The sequence below is a fragment of the Nonomuraea sp. NPDC050540 genome, from assembly GCF_044457485.1.
GTDB lineage: Bacteria > Actinomycetota > Actinomycetes > Streptosporangiales > Streptosporangiaceae > Nonomuraea.
Genome location: NZ_JBITHA010000013.1, coordinates 195,658 through 211,359, shown reverse-complemented (window position 1 = coordinate 211,359; position 15,702 = coordinate 195,658). Strand labels below are relative to the sequence as shown.

The window sequence follows — 15,702 nt, the reverse complement described above, 5'->3', positions numbered from 1 at the left end:
GCGTCATCGCAAGGAGCGTCAAGGGCCTCACGCCCGCAGGATGGCATAGGCCCTCAGAGCCGAAGGCCGCCGGAGGCGCCGCCCGCACGGTGGCGGGGCTATGGCGGGGCGGTCGGGCGAAGACGGCGTCAGGGGGCTGTGCCCGCACGATGGCAAGCGCGTCAGGCTAAACGGGCGCTCGGCCCGCACGGCTGTGAAGGGGTGGCGAGCGGCGTCAGGGGGATTTCGGGGTGTGGAGTTCTTCGAGTAGTGCCCGGTCGTGCTTGTCGAGCGTTTCCGGGTCCAGGTCCGCCGCCAGTTCCGGCCGGTTCGCGACGGTACGGCGCAGCGCCTGGTCCCGACGCCACCTGGCGACCTTCCCGTGGTGCCCGCTCAGCAACACGCCAGGCACCTCGTGCCCCCGCCAAACCGGCGGCTTGGTGTAAACGGGCCCTTCCAGCAGGTTCCGCATCGAACCAGGAGCGAACGAGTCATCCACCGCCGAGCACGCGTTGCCCAGCACACCGGGCAGCAGCCGGCCGATCGCCTCCACCATCACCAGCACCGCGACCTCGCCACCGGCCAGCACATAGTCGCCGATGCTCACCTCGTCCACGCGCAGGCGCGAGCCGTACTCGGTCATGACGCGGGAGTCGATGCCCTCGTAGCGCCCGCAGCAGAACAGCAGCCACTCCTCGCGCGCCAGTTCCTGCGCCAGCTCCTGCGTGAACGGCCGCCCGCTCGGCGTCGGCACGATCATGCGGGGCGCGCCGTCGCCGATCACGGTGTCGATCGCCTCGCCCCACACCTCGGGCTTCATCACCATGCCCGGACCCCCGCCGTAGGGGGTGTCGTCGACGGTCTTGTGCACGTCGTGCGCCCAGTCGCGCAGCTGGTGGAGGCGGACGTCGAGGGTGCCGCGCTCGCGGGCCTTGCCGATCAGGGAGACGTCGAGGGGGGCGAAGTACTCGGGGAAGATCGAGACGATGTCGAGGCGCACCATGTCAGAGCAGCCCCTCCGGCGGGTCGACGACCAGCTTGCCCCCGGCCAGGTCGACCTCGGGCACCAGCGCCTTCACGAACGGGATCAGGGCGTCGTCCTGGCCGCCGCCGCGGCGTACGACGAGGAGGTCCTGGCCGTGGTGGAGCACGTCGGTCACCTCGCCGACGGGCGTTCCCCCCACCGTCACGACCGCGAGCCCGACGAGCTGGTGGTCGTGGAACTCGTCGGGGTCGTCGGAGGGCGTCACGTCGGCGGAGTCGATGACGAGCATGGTGCCGCGCAGTTCCTCGGCCGTCTCGCGCGCGGTGAAGCCCTCGAAGCGCAGCAGCAGCACGCTCTTGTTCCAGCGGCGGCTCTCGACCACGAGCGGGCCGCGCGCGGCCGGGTCGGTGGCCAGCGCGGTGCCGGGCGCGAAACGCAGCTCGGGATCGTCGGTGCGCACCTCCACGGTGACCTCGCCGCGGACACCATGCGGACGTCCGATCCGCCCCACTACCAGCTGCACGATCTCTTCCTTCTCTCCATGTACGGCACGCCCCAACGCGAGCGCCCCCATCGGAGAACCGATGAGGGCGCGTGAAACCAGCGGGCTAACGGACCGTTTCGTGCAGGTCGAGCAGATCGACCCGGACGTACTTTCCGTCAGCCAGTGCGTTCACGACGGTGCGCAGCGCCTTAGCGGTGCGGCCGCCGCGGCCGATGACCTTACCGAGGTCGTCGGGGTGCACCCGGACCTCGAGAACGCGCCCGCTGCGAATGCGGCGTGCGCGGACCCGGACGTCGTCAGGATGTTCGACGATGCCCTTAACGAGGTGCTCGAGAGCCTCCTCGAGCACGTCAGCCCTCGCCCTCGGTGGGGGTCTCGGCCGGCGTCTCGGCGGGAGCCTCGGCGGCCGGAGCCGGAGCCTCGTCCTTCTTCTTGGACTTCCTCGGCGTGGTGCCGGTGCTGCCGGTGTCGCCACCGGACAGCGCCTCCTTGGCGGCCTCCTCGTAGACGAGGTGACGGTCGGCGGGCACCTCGGCCACCTTCAGCGGAGCCGGCGCGGGCTCGCCCTTGAACTTCTGCCAGTCACCGGTGAGCTTGAGCAGCTTCAGCACGGGCTCGGTGGGCTGCGCGCCCACACCCAGCCAGTAGGCGGCACGCTCAGCGTTGATCTGGATGACCGAAGGGTCTTCCTTCGGGTGGTACAGGCCGATCTCCTCGATCGCCCGGCCGTCACGCTTGGTGCGGCTGTCGGCGACGACGATGCGGTACTGCGGGTTGCGGATCATGCCGAGCCGCTTGAGCTTGATCTTGACTGCCACGGGTGTGGTCTCTCCTGCAATCGAGCGTGGGTGAACGGTTTGCCATCGAGTGGGGCACGATGGCGGGCCGCTCGAGGGACAGGCGCGGCCGGCGGGAGGTGAGAGGGCACCCGCCTGGTCACGATGTTCCAACATGCCATTGTGCCAGACCGTGGGTACTGACAGCGACACGGCACGTGGGGCACGGCGGCGCGCGCCGTACCCCACGGGGAGCTATTTCTTGTCGTCGCCGGGAAGCTGGAACTTCGACGGGTCGAAACCGGGCGGAAGCTGCATCCCGGGCGGGAGCTTGGGGCCGCCGCCGAGGTTGCCCAGCAGGCCGCCCTTCTTGGGGGGCGCGGCGTCGTCCTCGGGTGACGCGGCGGGCTTGCCCAGCGCCGCCTTGCGCGGGTCGCCGCTGACCCTGCGGCCCTTCTTGTTCTTCTTCTGCTGCTTGGCGGCCTTGTTGCGGCCGCCCGGCATGCCGGGGATGCCCATGCCGCCGGCCATCCGCTTCATCATCTTCTGGGCTTCGTAGAAGCGGGTGATGAGGTTGCTGACCGCGGTCACCGTCACGCCGGAGCCGGCGGCGATGCGGGCCCGGCGGGAGCCGTTGATGATCTTCGGGTCGCTGCGCTCGCCCGGGGTCATCGAGCGGATGATCGCGGCGATGCGGTCGAGGTCGCGGTCGTCGATGGAGTCGAGCTGGTCGCGCATCTGCCCCATGCCGGGCATCATGCCGAGCAGGTTCTTGATGGGGCCCATCTTCTGGACCATCATCATCTGCTCGAGGAAGTCCTCGAGCGTGAAGTTCTCGCCCGAGGTGAGCTTGCCCGCCATCTTGGCGGCCTGCTCCTCGTCGAACGTCTTCTGCGCCTGCTCGATCAGGGTGAGGACGTCACCCATGTCGAGGATGCGCGAGGCCATCCGGTCGGGGTGGAAGGCGTCGAAATCTTCCAGCTTCTCGCCCGTGGAGGCGAACATGATCGGCTTGCCGGTGATGTGCCGCACCGAGAGGGCCGCGCCGCCGCGGGCGTCGCCGTCGAGCTTGGTCAGGACCACGCCGTCGAAGCCGACGCCCTCCATGAACGCCTGCGCGGTGGTCACCGCGTCCTGGCCGATCATGGCGTCGACCACGAAGAGGACCTCGTCGGGCGAGACCGCGTCGCGGATGTCGGCGGCCTGCTTCATCATCTCCTGGTCGATGCCCAGGCGGCCGGCGGTGTCGATGAGGACCACGTCGTGCTGCTTCTGGCGGGCGACCTCGATCGACTGCCTGGCGACCTCGATCGGGTCGCCGACGCCGTTGCCGGGCTCGGGCGCGTAGGTGACGACGCCCGCGCGCTCGCCCATGACCTGGAGCTGGTTGACCGCGTTGGGACGCTGCAGGTCCGCGGCGACCAGCAGCGGCACGTGGCCCTGCTCGCGCAGCCAGCGGGCCAGCTTGCCGGCCAGCGTCGTCTTGCCCGCGCCCTGCAGACCCGCCAGCATGATGACGGTCGGCGGCGTCTTGGCGAAGCGGAGCCTGCGCGTCTCGCCGCCGAGGATGGCGATGAGCTCCTCGTTGACGATCTTGACGACCTGCTGCGCCGGGTTGAGCGCGCCGGAGACCTCCGAGCTCCGGGCACGCTCCTTGACCTGGGCGACGAACGCCTTGACCACCGGCAGCGCGACATCGGCCTCGAGCAGCGCGATGCGGATCTCGCGGGTGGTCGCGTCGATGTCGGCGTCGGACAGCCGACCCTTGGAACGGAGGGAGGAGAAGACCGATGTCAACCGGTCGGAAAGCGTCTCGAACACGTGGTTGGCCAGTCCTCGATGCGGTTATGCGTGGTCTGGACCCAGCCTAGTCGCTCCTTCAGCCATTCCAGCCGGGCACGGCCATGCGTACCGTAAGGGCGTGCTCGACCAGGTGGATGAGCGCGCTCTTGACCGAGTCCTTGGACCGGGCGTCCAGGCGCACCAGCGGGATGTGCGGCGCCAGCGTGAGGGCGTCGCGCACCTCGCCGTCGCTGTGGGGGTACGTGCCGTCCCAGCCGTTGACGCCCACGACGAACGGCAGCTGCGCCTCTTCGAAGTAGTCGATGGCCGGGAAGCTGTCGGCCAGGCGCCGGGTGTCCACCAGCACGACCGCGCCGATGGCACCGCGCACCAGGTCGTCCCACATGAACCAGAACCGGTGCTGACCCGGCGTGCCGAACAGGTAGAGGATGAGGTCACGGTCCAGCGACACGCGGCCGAAGTCCATGGCCACGGTCGTCGTGGACTTCAGTGGTGTCATCCCGAGGTCGTCGATCCCCGCTGAGGCGTCTGTCATGACCGCCTCCGTGGTCAGCGGCATGATCTCCGACACCGCGCCGACGAACGTCGTCTTACCGACACCGAAGCCTCCGGCCACCACGATCTTCGTCGAGGTGAGGCCGGGGCTAGAGCCTGCGAAGTCCACTGAGCACCCTTTCGAGCAAAGACACGTCCGGCCTTCCGGCTTCCAGCGCTGGCTGGTGCACGCGGACCAGACCTTCTGCCGCCATGTCGGCGATCAGCACCCGCACCACCCCGAGCGGTATCCGCAGGAGCGCGGAGACCTCGGCGACCGAGCGCACCTGACGGCACAGCTGGGAGATCGCCTGGTACTCGGGGGTGATGTGCGAGAACTCCCGGTGTTCGGCCGTGGCCGATGACACCAGGGCCTCCATGGCGAGCTTGACCCGCGGCGCCGTGCGCCCGCCCGTCACCGCGTACGGGCGTACCGGCGAGGCGGGGTCGTTGTGGGGCGGCGGCGGGGGTTCCCAGCCGCCGCCGCTGTTCCAACTAGGGTGGCTGTTCACGAGGCGTACACCTCGCAGCTATGGTCGCTCACGCTGATCACCTGGTCTGGCTGGCGCGCAGTTCGGCGCGTACCGCGGGGGTCAGCACCTGCCCGGCACGGTCCACCATCAGGGTCATCTGGTAGGCGACCAGCCCCATGTCGCAGTCGGGGGCGGCCAGGACCGCCAGGCACGAGCCGTCGCTGATCGACATGATCAGCATGAGACCGCGTTCCATCTCCACGATGGTCTGGTTGACCACCCCGCCCTCGAAGACCCGGGCGGCGCCCTGGGTGAGGCTGATCAGCCCGGAGGCGATCGCGGCCAGCTGGTCGGCCCTGTCCGTCGGGAAGCCGGCGGAGGCCGCGAGCGGTAACCCGTCGGAAGAGACCACAACAGCATGGGCGACCCCGGGAACGGTGCTGACGAAATCAGTGATCAGCCAGTCGACCCCGCGCGCCGCGTGGCTCAGGTCGTTCATTCGCCCTCCTCCCTGCTATCAACGTGCTTCGAGCCAGGGGGATACGCCCTGCCTTCGCTGATGTCATCACGTGCTGCTCGGAAGCCCTGCTGGAAACTGCTCAGCCGGCTGCGTACCCGGTCGGGCGAGACGTTGCGTACCGGGGCCACGCCCTTCGGCGCGCTGGCGGTGTCGGCCGAGCCCGGCACCAGGTTGGCCTTGGGGACGCGCTTCGGCAGTCCCGCCGCCGTCGGCGCGTCTCGCACCGGCTCGCGTACGGCTTCCGCCGCGCTCCAGCCCGCGTCGGCCTTGGTCGAGCCCCAGTTGCCACCGCCGTTGTCGTTGTGCTCGAACCAGGCCGACTCCACCGAGGCGAAGATCGGCAGGAACTCGTCGCCCTGGTTCACCGCCGGGATGGGCCCGGTGGCGGCCGATTCGGTCTCGGGGAAGTCGTAACGGTTCTGCGGGCGCTGCGGTTGTTGCTGCTGCTCGCGGTTGAAGGACCAGGTGGACACCTCCTCCGAGGGAGGCGCCGGCTGGCGTTTGGGCAGCGGGGGCTCGTTCCCCCAGCCGCCACCGCCGGTGTTGCGCGAGGGCACCCACACGTCCGAGGTGTCGGGGCCGCCGCCGCGCGGGTCGGAGGGCCAGCCGCCGTTCCCGCCGCCGCCGGCGGCGGGGACGCCGCCTTCGGAGGGCCACTGGGGCATCGACGGCCACGAGCCACTGGCCGGGTTCGACGGGAAGGAGGGGTGGCCGCCGGGCATCTGCTGGCCCCACTGCATGGGCTGGCCGTTGAACGGCTCGACCACGGGCGGGTGCGGTGGCGGCGCGCTGACCGGGCCGGGTCCGGAGCCGGCTCCGGCCATGGCGGCCGCCTGGGCGCCGAGCAACGCCTCCGGCAGCAGGACCATGGCGGTCAGGCCGCCGGAGCCGTGGGGGCGCAGTTGCACGCGGATGCCGTGGCGGTGGGCCAGGCGGGCGACCACGAACAGGCCCATGCGCCGGGAGACGGAGACGTCGACCGTGGGCGCGTCGGTGAGGCGGTCGTTGGCCTGGGTGAGTTCCTCGCCGGTCATGCCGATGCCGGAGTCGGTGATCGACAGCATGACGCCGCCGCCGTCGATGCGGCTGCCGGAGACGGTGACGCGGGTCTCGCGCGGGGAGAACGACAGGGCGTTCTCGACCAGCTCGGCCAGCAGGTGGATGACGTCGTTGACGGCCTGTCCGGCGACGGAGACGCCGTCGGGCACCTGGAGGACGACGCGCTCGTAGTTCTCGACCTCCGACAGGGAGGCGCGGGCGACGTCGACCAGCTTGACCGGCTGGCTCCAGCGGCGGGGCGGGTCCTGCCCGGCGAGGACCAGGAGGTTCTCGCTGTTGCGGCGCATGCGGGTGGCGAGGTGGTCGAGCTTGAACAGGTTGGCCAGCCGGCTCTCGTCCTGCTCGCCCTGCTCCAGGCCGTCGATGAGGGTGATCTGGCGCTCGACGAGGGTCTGGGAGCGGCGCGAGAGGTTGACGAACATGGCGTTGACGTTGCTTCGGAGCCTGGACTCCTCGCCCGCCAGCCGTACCGCCTCGCGGTGGACCTCGTCGAAGGCGCGGGCCACTTCACCGATCTCGTCCTCGGAGACGACGCCGATGGGCGGCACCTCGGGCGTGCTGGCGTCGACGGTCTCGCGCATGGTGCGCACGGTGTCCGGCAGGCGCTGGCCGGCGATGTGCAGGGCCTCGCTGCGCAGCCGGCGCAGCGGGCTGACCAGCGAGCGCGCCATCAGGGTGGTGACGATCAGGACCAGGATCAGCAGCAGGCCGGAGCCGACCGCGGCGAACAGCGCGGAGGTCTGAGCGGAGTCCTTCAGCCCGCGGCTCTGCACGTTGATCGACTGCGACAGCCGCTTCTCCACGGTGCGCATGGCGTCGATGGCACCGGTGATCGACTCGAACCAGCGATCGGCGTCCGCGCGGGTCCGGGAGTCGAGGTCGATGGCGCTGCCCTCGGCCGCCTGCGACAGCGCGCGCAGGCGGAACAGCGCCGCGCGGTCGACGTCGGCGCCGGTGACGGTGTCCTCGTAGAACTGCAGTTCGTCGATGGAGGCGGTCGACCGGAAGGCGGCGATCTCGCTCTCCTGCTGGGCGCGGGCGCCGCCGAAGGCTTCCTGCTCACCGGTCTGGAAGGCGCCGGTCGTGGCCGCGGCGGCCAGCAGTCCGCGCTGCTGGGAGGCGGCGTCCTTGGCGCGCGTCAGGGCGCTGAAGGCGCGGACGCTGTTGCTCAGGGTCTCGTCGACGTCGCCCTGGCCGATCTCGTCGTGGAACTTCTGGAGCGCGTCGATGATCTGGGAGTACTTGCGCATCGTGGGCAGCGCGGGCAGCTGCGACTTGATGACGGTGTCGCGGGCGAAGGCGATCTCCTCCAGACGGCCCTGCATCTGCTGGACCATGAGGCTCACGCTCTCGCCGTGCGCGTCGGAGATGACGGCGGCCTTCTGGTTGAAGGCGGTGACGGCCTTGTCGACCGGGGTGAACGTGCCGCGTAAGTCGGCTTCGGCGGGCTTGCGGCGGCCGACGGCCACGTACTGGACGGCCCGGTCACGTTCCAGGGCGAGCTCGTGGACGAGCTCCGTGATGGAATCCCCCAATTCCGCCTTTTCCAGGACACGCTGATAGGCGTTGGCCCGGCCGATGGAGTCCACGATCTGCAGGCCGCCGATCCACACACCGACGGCGGTCGGGACGGCGATGAGCGCGATGAGCCGCCATCGCACGCGCCAGTTGCGGAGTCGGAACCTACCGCCACCGGCTTTGGAGTGTGCCTGCGTGGGCACCGGACTCTGCGTGCCACGCTGGTTCGCGCCGGATCGTTTCCTCACGTGACTGGCACTTCCTCGCGGGTTCCACGGGGTGGTGAGGGATAGACGGGACAACCCTCGGAACAAGGAGCTATTTGAGCACATCCTCCTAACTCAGGCCAACACTCCGGTCTCACCGAACTCATCAAGCATTGCAAATCACCCACTCCCTGCCATATCACATCTTCATTATCACCTCAAAGGTCATTATTTCGGACATACGGCTCAGCCTTCGATATTTCGGACAACACAAATCGGATGATTTCATGGCAATTGCGACCGGGGCTCCGGTACGATCTCCGCCTGTTCGCACGGCTCCCACCAGTCGCTCGGGACGCTCGCGGAACCCTTGCACCACCCCGTCGAGGAGACTCATGACTTTCGGGCCTACCCTCCGCGTGTCCGTAATCGGGCTCGTCGTGGCCGTTTCCCTTGCCGCCTGCAGCAGCGGCTCAGGCTCTCCCTCTGGTTCCTCCGCAGGTGGGGGCCTTGAGAAGACGACGATCACCATCGGGGTCTCCCCCGTGCCGTCGTCCGCGCCGGTTTACATCGCCGAAGCGCGAGGTTTCTTCAAGCAAGAGGGCCTCAACGTCAAGATGGAGGTCATCCAGGCGCCACAGGCGGTCATGCCCAAGATCGCCAACGGCAGCATGGACATCTTCAAGGGCAGTTACGTGTCGTTCCTAAACCTTCAGGACAGTGGTCAGAAGATCAAGATCCTGTCCGATACCCTCCAGGGCGCACCCGGCATCGCCGCCGTCGTCGTCCCGAAGGACTCCAAGCTGCAGAGCGCCAAGGAACTCAAGGGCAAGACCATCGCCGTCAACTCGCTCAAGAACCTCGGCGAGCTCTCGGTCAGCGCCCACCTGCAGATCAACGAGCTCAGCCCGCAGGACGTCAAGTTCACCGTGATCGACTTCCAGGCGCAGATCGCCGCGCTGAAGACCGGCACCGTGGACGCCGCCTGGCTCGTGGAGCCGTTCCTGTCGGCGGCGCAGCAGGGCGGCGCGCGCGTGCTGCTCGACACCAACACCGGCCCCACCGAGTCGCTGCCGATCGACGGCTGGGGCAGCACCGACGCCTGGGTCGCCAAGCACCCGAAGACCGCCGCCGCCTTCCAGCGCGCCGTCCAGAAGGCGCAGCGCCTGGCCGCGACCGACCGCTCCGCGCTGGCCGAGGTGGTCCCGAAGTACACGCAGATCCCCAAGGAAGCGGTCATGACCATGGCCATGGGGACCTTCCCGACCTCGCTCAACGCGACGCGCATCCAGCGCGTGGCCGACCTCATGCACGAGTTCGGCTATCTGAAGAGCAAGATTGATGTCCCCACTATGGTCTTCAACGGACCCGAGCAGTAGCAGGAGCGAAAACATGAGATTAACGCGGGTCGTCACCGTCGCCTGCGCGACCGTTCTCGCCCTGGCCGCGTGCGGCGGCGGGCAGAAGGAGACGCCGAAGGCGCAGGGCTCGGCCCCCGCCGGCGGACTGGAGAAGAGCACGATCACCGTAGGCGTGGTGCCCGTGCCCTCCTCCTCGCCGCTGTACATCGCCGAGAAGCGCGGCTTCTTCAAGGCGGAGGGCCTGACCGTCAAGACGGAGATCATCCAGGCTCCGCAGGCGGTCATGCCCAAGATCCTCAACGGCAGCATGGACGCCTTCCTCACCAGCTACGTCTCGCTGATGGCCATCCAGGACTCCGGCGCGGCCAAGCTCAAGCTCTTCCAGCACGTCCAGACCGGCGCCCCCGGCATCGCGGGCGTCGTCGTGCCCAAGGACTCGCCGGTCAAGGCGACGGCCGACCTCAAGGGCAAGACCGTCGCGGTCAACGTGCTGAAGGCGCTCGGCCAGACCACCACCAACGCCCACCTTCAGGCGGCCGGTCTCAAGCCGGAGGACGTGAAGTTCGTGGCGATCCAGTTCGCCGACCAGCTCGGCGCCCTGGCCTCCAAGAAGGTCGACGCCGCCTGGCTGGTGGAGCCGTTCCTGTCGGCCGCGATCAAGGAGGGCGCGACCCAGATCATCGACACCACCAGCGGCCCGACCGCGGGCATCCCGATCGACGGCTGGGGCGTGTCGGAGAAGTGGCTGGCCGACAACCCGAAGACGGCCGCGGCCTTCCACCGCGCGCTGGCCAAGGCGCAGAAGATCGCCGGTGAGGACCGCAACGCCATCAACGAGGTGGTCCCGACCTACACCCAGATCCCCGCGCCGGCCGTCGCCGCGATGAAGCTCGGCAGCTTCGGCATGGAGCCGGACATGGCCGCGTTCCAGAAGCTGGCCGACCTGCTCCACGGCTACGGCTACCTCAAGGCGAAGATGGACGTCTCGACACTCATCCCCGCCAAGGTCGAATGAGCACTCTCCGCAACAGACGAGGAATCCTGGGCGCCGCCGGCGTCCTGGGATTCCTCGTTCTCGTAGAGGCCCTGGGACGTCTCGGGGTCATCGACCCCGAGATCATCCCGCTCGTCTCGACCGTGCTGGCCACCACGGTCGCGATCGCCTTCGAGGGCGAGTTCCTGTCCCAGGTCGGCAACACCCTGCTGGCCTGTCTCATCGGCCTGGTGATCGCGATCGCCACCGCGGTGCCCGCCGGGCTGCTGCTCGGCACCGTGCCCGTCGTCGAGCGCTCCGTTCGCCCGCTGGTGGAGTTTCTGCGGCCCATCCCCTCGGTCTCGCTGATCCCGCTGGCGATGTTCCTGTTCACCGAGAGCCAGGACGCCAAGATCGCGCTGATCGTCTACACCTGCGCGTGGCCGCTGCTCATCAACACGATGTACGGCCTGAGCGACGTCGACCCGCAGGCCAAGCAGACCCTGCGCAGCTTCGGGTTCGGCGGCATGTCGATCGTGCTGCGGGTCAGCCTGCCCAGCGCGGCGCCGTTCATCGCGACCGGAATCCGCATCGCCCTGTCGGTCACGCTGATCGTGGCGGTGAGCGTCGAGCTCATCGCCGGTGGCGGCGGCGGGATCGGTAACTTCCTCTCCCTCGCCAGCGGCGCCAACCGCATCGACAGGATGCTGGCCGGAACGATCTGGGCGGGCCTGATCGGCCTGACGGCCAACGCGTTGTTCATGGCCGGTGAGCGCCGGTTGTTCCACTGGCACCAGGGATCGACGTCATGATCATACGCAGGCTCGCGTGGTACTGGCTGCTGCCCGTCGCCGTCCTGGCCTGGGAACTGGGCACGCGGCAGGCCAAGGCCACCTACTTCCCGCCACCGAGCGTCATCGTGGTCCGGCTGCACGAGATGTGGTTCTCCGGGCCGCTGTCGCGGGTCTTCCTCACCGACGAGGCGATCGCCGACCTGGTCCCGAGCCTGGCCAGGCTCATGGCCGGCTGGGCCATGGCCGCGGCGGCGGGGGTGGCGCTCGGCGTCCTGCTGGGCCGCTCGCGCTGGCTGTCGGCGCTGGCCGACCCGCTGATCCACTTCGGCCGCTCCGTGCCGCCGTCGACGCTTCTACCGATCTTCCTCATCCTGTTCAAGATCGGTACGCCGATGCAGCTGGCCTCGATCGTCTACGGCGTCGTCTGGCCGGTGCTGATCAACGCCGCGGACGGGGCGCGCTTCGTCGACAAGCAGTACACGGAGACCGGGGACGTCTTCCGGCTGAGCAGGACGCAGCGGGTGTTCCGCATCATCCTGCCGGCGGCGGCGCCGAAGATCTTCGCCGGGCTGCGGCTGAGCGTCTCGCTGGCGCTCATCATGATGGTCGTCTCGGAACTGGTCGGCAGCAGCGAGGGCATCGGGCACCGCATGCTGGAGGCGCAGAGCGAGTTCGACATCCCGGCCATGTGGGCGGGCATCGTGCTGCTGGGCATCCTCGGGATCCTGCTCAACGCCGTGTTCATCGGGGTGGAGCGGATGACGCTGGGCTGGCATCGGGCCAGCCGTACCCGCTGAGACGCCCCCTTCCCGGTTTCCGAGGGGAGGGGGCGTCCGCGCGTCAGCCGTACAGGCGCTCGATGATCTCTTTCTGGCGGGCGACGAACCAGGCGCGGCCGGGCTCGGCGCCGGTCAGGCCGTCGGGGCGCTCCACGTCGTGGCGGGCGTACTCCTCGGCCCACAGGGCCGGTTTCACGCGGGAGAGCAGGTTGGTCATGCCGGGGCGGGTGCGGAAGCGGCGCAGCCCGTCGAGGTCGAGCTCGGCCGCGGCGATCACCGACTCCCCCGGCCCGGCGACGGCCAGCACGCGGCCCTCGAAGTCGAGGACCTCCGAGCCGCCGTTGGTGGAGTCGCCGGGGATGGAGATGCCGCTCAGGCCGCCGCTGTTGGCCGAGACCACGTAGGCCATGTTCTCGATGGCGCGCGCCCTGCGGCCGATCGCCTTGGGCGTGAGCGCCGGAGCGGAGGCCTCCGAGGTCGGATGGCAGAAGACCTCGGCGCCGCGCAGCGCCAGCGACCTGGCCAGCTCCGGGTAGAGGATCTCCTCCGAGGCCAGCGCTGCCAGGTTGCCGATCTCGGTCCTGGCCACCGGCAGCACCGCGTCCATGCCGTAGACGCCGAGGTAGCGCTCCCACACGTCGTAGGGGCTGGGCGAGTACATGGAGTGGAGCCTGCGGTAGCGCAGCACCGTCTCGCCCTGCGGGGAGAGGATCACGCAGGCCTGGAAGAACAGCTCGGGGAAGTGCTCGTCGCTCTCGTAGGCGTTGACGCACAGATAGACGCCGTGGCGGCCGGCGATCTCGGCCAGCTCCTTGTACTCCTCGCCGTCGGGGGCCAGGGCCGCCTTGTCCCGCCAGGCGGCGACGCTCTCGCTGATGGGGAAGCCGGTCAGCACGTACTCGGGCAGGACGACCAACCGCAGGTCGGGACCGATCCAGGCCTTGGAGCCGCCGAGGCCCGCGTCCACCCGGGCGATGGCCGCCCTGATCTCGGAACGCGGGTCGGCCAGCCCCGTCACCGCCCGGGTCTCCAGTTGCAGGGCCAGCGCCCGGTAGGCGGTCACCGGTGCCACCACGGGTCGGCCGCGGCCGAGCGGTTGACCAGGTGCGCGCGGCGGCGGACGAACCGGTTGATCGAGACCTTGCCCATGCGCGAGCCGCCGAGGCCGGAGAGCTTGAAGGAGTTCTTCTCCCCTTCGTGCACCAGCGCCGTCAGGGAGGCGTCGTTGACGCTGACCGCGCCCACCTCCAGCCGCCGCGCGAGCGCGCGGGCGTCCTGCTCGGTCGCGGCGAAGACCGCCCCGGACAGCCCGTACGCGCCGTCGTTGGCCAGCCGCACCGCCTCGTCGGCGTCGTCCACGGCCATCACCGGCAGGATCGGCCCGAACGTCTCCTCGGTCATGAGCGCCATCGAGTGGTCCACGCCCGACACCACGGTCGGGCGGCACCACAGCCCGCCGCCGTGGTGCTCGATCCTGCCGCCGGTGTGCACGACCGCGCCGCACTCGACGGCGTCGGCGAGGTGGCGTTCGATGACGCCGGCCTGGTCGGCCGCGATGATCGGGCCGATGGGGCCGCCCTCGCAGGTCAGCATCACTTTGGCCGCCTTGTCGGTGAGCAGCGCGAGGAACTCCGCGTGTACGGCCCGCTCCACGTAGACCCGCTCGATCGACTGGCAGGCCTGCCCGGCGTTGGCGGTGCCGCCCCACAGGACGGCGGCGGCGGCCCGGTCGAGGTCGCTGCCGGCCAGCACGATGGCCGGGTCCTTGCCGCCGAGCTCCAGGAAGGCGGGGATGAACGCCTTGGCCGCGGCCTCACCGACCTTGCGCCCGGTGGGCACGCTGCCGGTGAACACGACCGCGTCGACGAGGTCGATCAGCGCGGCGCCGGTCTCCCCCGCGCCCTCGACCACCCGCAGCGGCAGTTCCTCCGGCACCAGCCTCATGAGCGGCTCGATGAATCTGGGCGTCACCTCGCTGGGCTTGACCAGCACCGCGCATCCGGCGGCCAGCGCCGGGATCGCGTCGATGAGGCCGAGCAGCAGCGGGAAGTTCCACGGGCTGATCACCCCGACCAGTTCGTACGGCACCGCCTCACCTCCGACCACGATGCCGGGCAGGCTGGCGGGCTCGTCCTCGGGCGGGGCGAGAAGGGCGGGGGCCTGCCGTACCCACCGCTCGATCATGCCCGCCACGATCTGCCGTTCCAGCACCGACTCGCCGGTGCGGCCGGTGTCGGCCACGAGCGCGGCGAGCAGTTCGTCGTCGGTGGCCAGCGCGGCCCCGAAGCGGTTGAGCACGGCCCCTCGGTCCGCCTCGCGCCAGGCGGGCGCCGCCGCGCGCAGCTCGGCGGCCGTGGCCGTGAGCCGCGCGGGCGACGGTGGTGCGAGCAGGCGGTCGGTTTCCCCGGTGAGCGGGTTCCTGACCTGCGTCATGGTTACCTTCCGTTGGTGGTGCACCACTGGGCCCAGGTGGTGGCACCCCGGCCCAGTTGCTTGTTGTAGAACGACGACCAGGAGTTCTCGCTGGCGCCGGGATCGGTGGGAGCGGCCTGGTAGAGCGGGTACTGCAGGTCGATCTTGGCACGCAGCCACGGCTCGACCTCAGCGTAGGAGTTGAGCGCCCAGCTTCGGGCGTGGTAGGTCAGCTGGCCCTGGACGCTCGCCTCGGGCAGGCACATGAAGGGCGCCCACGGGCTGGTACGGCTCCAGCTGATCTTGGTCTTCATGGCGCCGGTGGGGACGGTGCCGTCGACGGTGCGTGCGGCGCGCTCCCGGTCGTCGACGTAGAAGTCGAACATCTCCATCGCGCTGTAATGGCCGTTCTTGAGGCCGAAACTCTCGCCGAGCGTGGTGGTGAAGTTGGTGTTGACCGGGATGTCGCTGGTCCAGGCCGTTTCCTCGTGCCGCTGCTGCAGGGGCGGGCCGACGTAGGAGGGGGTGACGTTGAACGGGCCGAAGGCCACCCTGTCGTTGTTGATCGGCACGACCGGGTAGATCTTGCCGTCGACGGGGTTGGTCCACTCGGTGAGGATCTGCGTCGGGTTGGTGGGGCTGGTGTAGAAGACGATCTCGCGGGAGAGCTGGTGGATCTGCGTGGTGCCGGGCACGCGGTAGAGCCGGCGGATGTTGTAGCCCTCGAGGTTGAACAGCTTCTGGCCGTGGCGGATCTTGGGGTCGAGGGCGTTGCCCTCCACGTTGGCGTAGACCGAGCCGGAGATGCGGAAGACCATGTCCTGGCCGTCGGGGCGGCCCATGGACTGCAGCTGGAGCTGTCCGGCGTCGTCGGTGACCGTCCGGTAGATGGGGCCCGGGGCCCAGGGGTCGTCGATGTCGGCGGCCACGGCTCCCGGTGCGAGACCGGTCAGCATGACGGCGGATAAGGCGATAGCGAAGGACAGACCACGGCGCTTCAACATCGTGTCTCCGGAGGTGGGGCG

At 69.6% G+C, this 15,702-nt stretch carries 16 protein-coding genes; 4 read left to right on the top strand and 12 right to left on the bottom strand.

Annotation, left to right across the window (positions count from 1 at the left end):
* Positions 1 to 214: 214 nt before the first annotated feature.
* The 9 genes from trmD to ACIBI5_RS36665 all read right to left on the bottom strand — a co-directional run bounded on the left by trmD (position 215) and on the right by ACIBI5_RS36665 (position 8,295).
* On the bottom strand, positions 215 to 979 hold the full coding sequence (gene trmD / locus ACIBI5_RS36705; protein ID WP_397253745.1) for a tRNA (guanosine(37)-N1)-methyltransferase TrmD: 765 nt from the start codon (positions 977 to 979) through the stop codon (positions 215 to 217).
* 4 nt (positions 980 to 983) lie between these two features.
* A complete protein-coding gene (gene rimM, locus ACIBI5_RS36700; RefSeq protein WP_397253584.1) occupies positions 984 to 1,487 on the bottom strand; it encodes a ribosome maturation factor RimM in 504 nt (167 codons plus the stop codon).
* 85 nt (positions 1,488 to 1,572) lie between these two features.
* Entirely contained in the window at positions 1,573 to 1,818 is a 246-nt protein-coding gene (locus tag ACIBI5_RS36695; RefSeq protein WP_379620357.1) for an RNA-binding protein, read from the bottom strand.
* 1 nt (position 1,819) lies between these two features.
* Positions 1,820 to 2,287 (bottom strand): 30S ribosomal protein S16, encoded by a 468-nt coding sequence (rpsP, locus tag ACIBI5_RS36690; RefSeq protein ID WP_397253582.1) that lies wholly within the window; start codon positions 2,285 to 2,287, stop codon positions 1,820 to 1,822.
* Positions 2,288 to 2,500: 213 nt separating this feature from the next.
* Complete coding sequence (gene ffh / locus ACIBI5_RS36685) at positions 2,501 to 4,066, bottom strand: signal recognition particle protein (protein ID WP_397253581.1); 1,566 nt, start codon at positions 4,064 to 4,066, stop codon at positions 2,501 to 2,503.
* A 58-nt stretch (positions 4,067 to 4,124) separates the two neighbouring features.
* The gene (locus ACIBI5_RS36680) at positions 4,125 to 4,712 is read right to left on the bottom strand and encodes a GTP-binding protein (RefSeq protein ID WP_397253579.1); all 588 of its coding nucleotides are present in this window, start codon (positions 4,710 to 4,712) and stop codon (positions 4,125 to 4,127) included.
* Positions 4,693 to 5,094 (bottom strand): DUF742 domain-containing protein, encoded by a 402-nt coding sequence (locus tag ACIBI5_RS36675; protein WP_376773507.1) that lies wholly within the window; start codon positions 5,092 to 5,094, stop codon positions 4,693 to 4,695. The genes ACIBI5_RS36680 and ACIBI5_RS36675 overlap by 20 nt, the downstream gene beginning before the upstream one ends.
* Before the next feature lie 37 nt (positions 5,095 to 5,131).
* The gene (locus ACIBI5_RS36670) at positions 5,132 to 5,554 is read right to left on the bottom strand and encodes a roadblock/LC7 domain-containing protein (RefSeq protein WP_184965570.1); all 423 of its coding nucleotides are present in this window, start codon (positions 5,552 to 5,554) and stop codon (positions 5,132 to 5,134) included.
* Positions 5,551 to 8,295, bottom strand: coding sequence for a nitrate- and nitrite sensing domain-containing protein (locus ACIBI5_RS36665; protein ID WP_397253577.1), 2,745 nt, complete (start codon positions 8,293 to 8,295; stop codon positions 5,551 to 5,553). The genes ACIBI5_RS36670 and ACIBI5_RS36665 overlap by 4 nt, the downstream gene beginning before the upstream one ends.
* Before the next feature lie 350 nt (positions 8,296 to 8,645).
* Between ACIBI5_RS36665 and ACIBI5_RS36660 the strand changes: the two genes are divergently transcribed.
* From ACIBI5_RS36660 to ACIBI5_RS36645, 4 genes are read left to right on the top strand one after another with little or no spacing between them, the layout of a single operon-like run.
* Positions 8,646 to 9,737 carry an ABC transporter substrate-binding protein gene (locus tag ACIBI5_RS36660; protein ID WP_397253575.1) on the top strand — a complete coding sequence of 364 codons (1,092 nt, stop codon included), beginning with the start codon at positions 8,646 to 8,648 and terminating at the stop codon, positions 9,735 to 9,737.
* Positions 9,738 to 9,750: 13 nt separating this feature from the next.
* A complete protein-coding gene (locus ACIBI5_RS36655) occupies positions 9,751 to 10,734 on the top strand; it encodes an ABC transporter substrate-binding protein (protein WP_397253573.1) in 984 nt (327 codons plus the stop codon).
* A complete protein-coding gene (locus tag ACIBI5_RS36650) occupies positions 10,731 to 11,504 on the top strand; it encodes an ABC transporter permease (RefSeq protein WP_397253571.1) in 774 nt (257 codons plus the stop codon). The genes ACIBI5_RS36655 and ACIBI5_RS36650 overlap by 4 nt, the downstream gene beginning before the upstream one ends.
* Complete coding sequence (locus ACIBI5_RS36645; protein WP_397253569.1) at positions 11,501 to 12,283, top strand: ABC transporter permease; 783 nt, start codon at positions 11,501 to 11,503, stop codon at positions 12,281 to 12,283. The genes ACIBI5_RS36650 and ACIBI5_RS36645 overlap by 4 nt, the downstream gene beginning before the upstream one ends.
* Before the next feature lie 43 nt (positions 12,284 to 12,326).
* On the opposite strand, the gene ACIBI5_RS36640 is transcribed toward ACIBI5_RS36645, so the two are convergent.
* From ACIBI5_RS36640 to ACIBI5_RS36630, 3 genes are read right to left on the bottom strand one after another with little or no spacing between them, the layout of a single operon-like run.
* A complete protein-coding gene (locus ACIBI5_RS36640; RefSeq protein WP_397253567.1) occupies positions 12,327 to 13,328 on the bottom strand; it encodes a nitrilase-related carbon-nitrogen hydrolase in 1,002 nt (333 codons plus the stop codon).
* Positions 13,325 to 14,698 carry an aldehyde dehydrogenase family protein gene (locus ACIBI5_RS36635; RefSeq protein ID WP_397253565.1) on the bottom strand — a complete coding sequence of 458 codons (1,374 nt, stop codon included), beginning with the start codon at positions 14,696 to 14,698 and terminating at the stop codon, positions 13,325 to 13,327. The genes ACIBI5_RS36640 and ACIBI5_RS36635 overlap by 4 nt, the downstream gene beginning before the upstream one ends.
* Before the next feature lie 2 nt (positions 14,699 to 14,700).
* On the bottom strand, positions 14,701 to 15,681 hold the full coding sequence (locus ACIBI5_RS36630) for a DUF1838 family protein (RefSeq protein WP_397253564.1): 981 nt from the start codon (positions 15,679 to 15,681) through the stop codon (positions 14,701 to 14,703).
* Positions 15,682 to 15,702: the final 21 nt, after the last annotated feature.

Coding starts and splice junctions, on each gene's coding strand:
- ACIBI5_RS36670 (WP_184965570.1), bottom strand. CDS start 5,554: ATGAACGACCTGAGCCACGCGGCGCGCGGGGTCGACTGGCTGATCACT.
- ACIBI5_RS36660 (WP_397253575.1), top strand. CDS start 8,646: ATGGCAATTGCGACCGGGGCTCCGGTACGATCTCCGCCTGTTCGCACG.
- ACIBI5_RS36655 (WP_397253573.1), top strand. CDS start 9,751: ATGAGATTAACGCGGGTCGTCACCGTCGCCTGCGCGACCGTTCTCGCC.
- ACIBI5_RS36650 (WP_397253571.1), top strand. CDS start 10,731: ATGAGCACTCTCCGCAACAGACGAGGAATCCTGGGCGCCGCCGGCGTC.
- ACIBI5_RS36645 (WP_397253569.1), top strand. CDS start 11,501: ATGATCATACGCAGGCTCGCGTGGTACTGGCTGCTGCCCGTCGCCGTC.
- ACIBI5_RS36635 (WP_397253565.1), bottom strand. CDS start 14,698: ATGACGCAGGTCAGGAACCCGCTCACCGGGGAAACCGACCGCCTGCTC.
- ACIBI5_RS36630 (WP_397253564.1), bottom strand. CDS start 15,681: ATGTTGAAGCGCCGTGGTCTGTCCTTCGCTATCGCCTTATCCGCCGTC.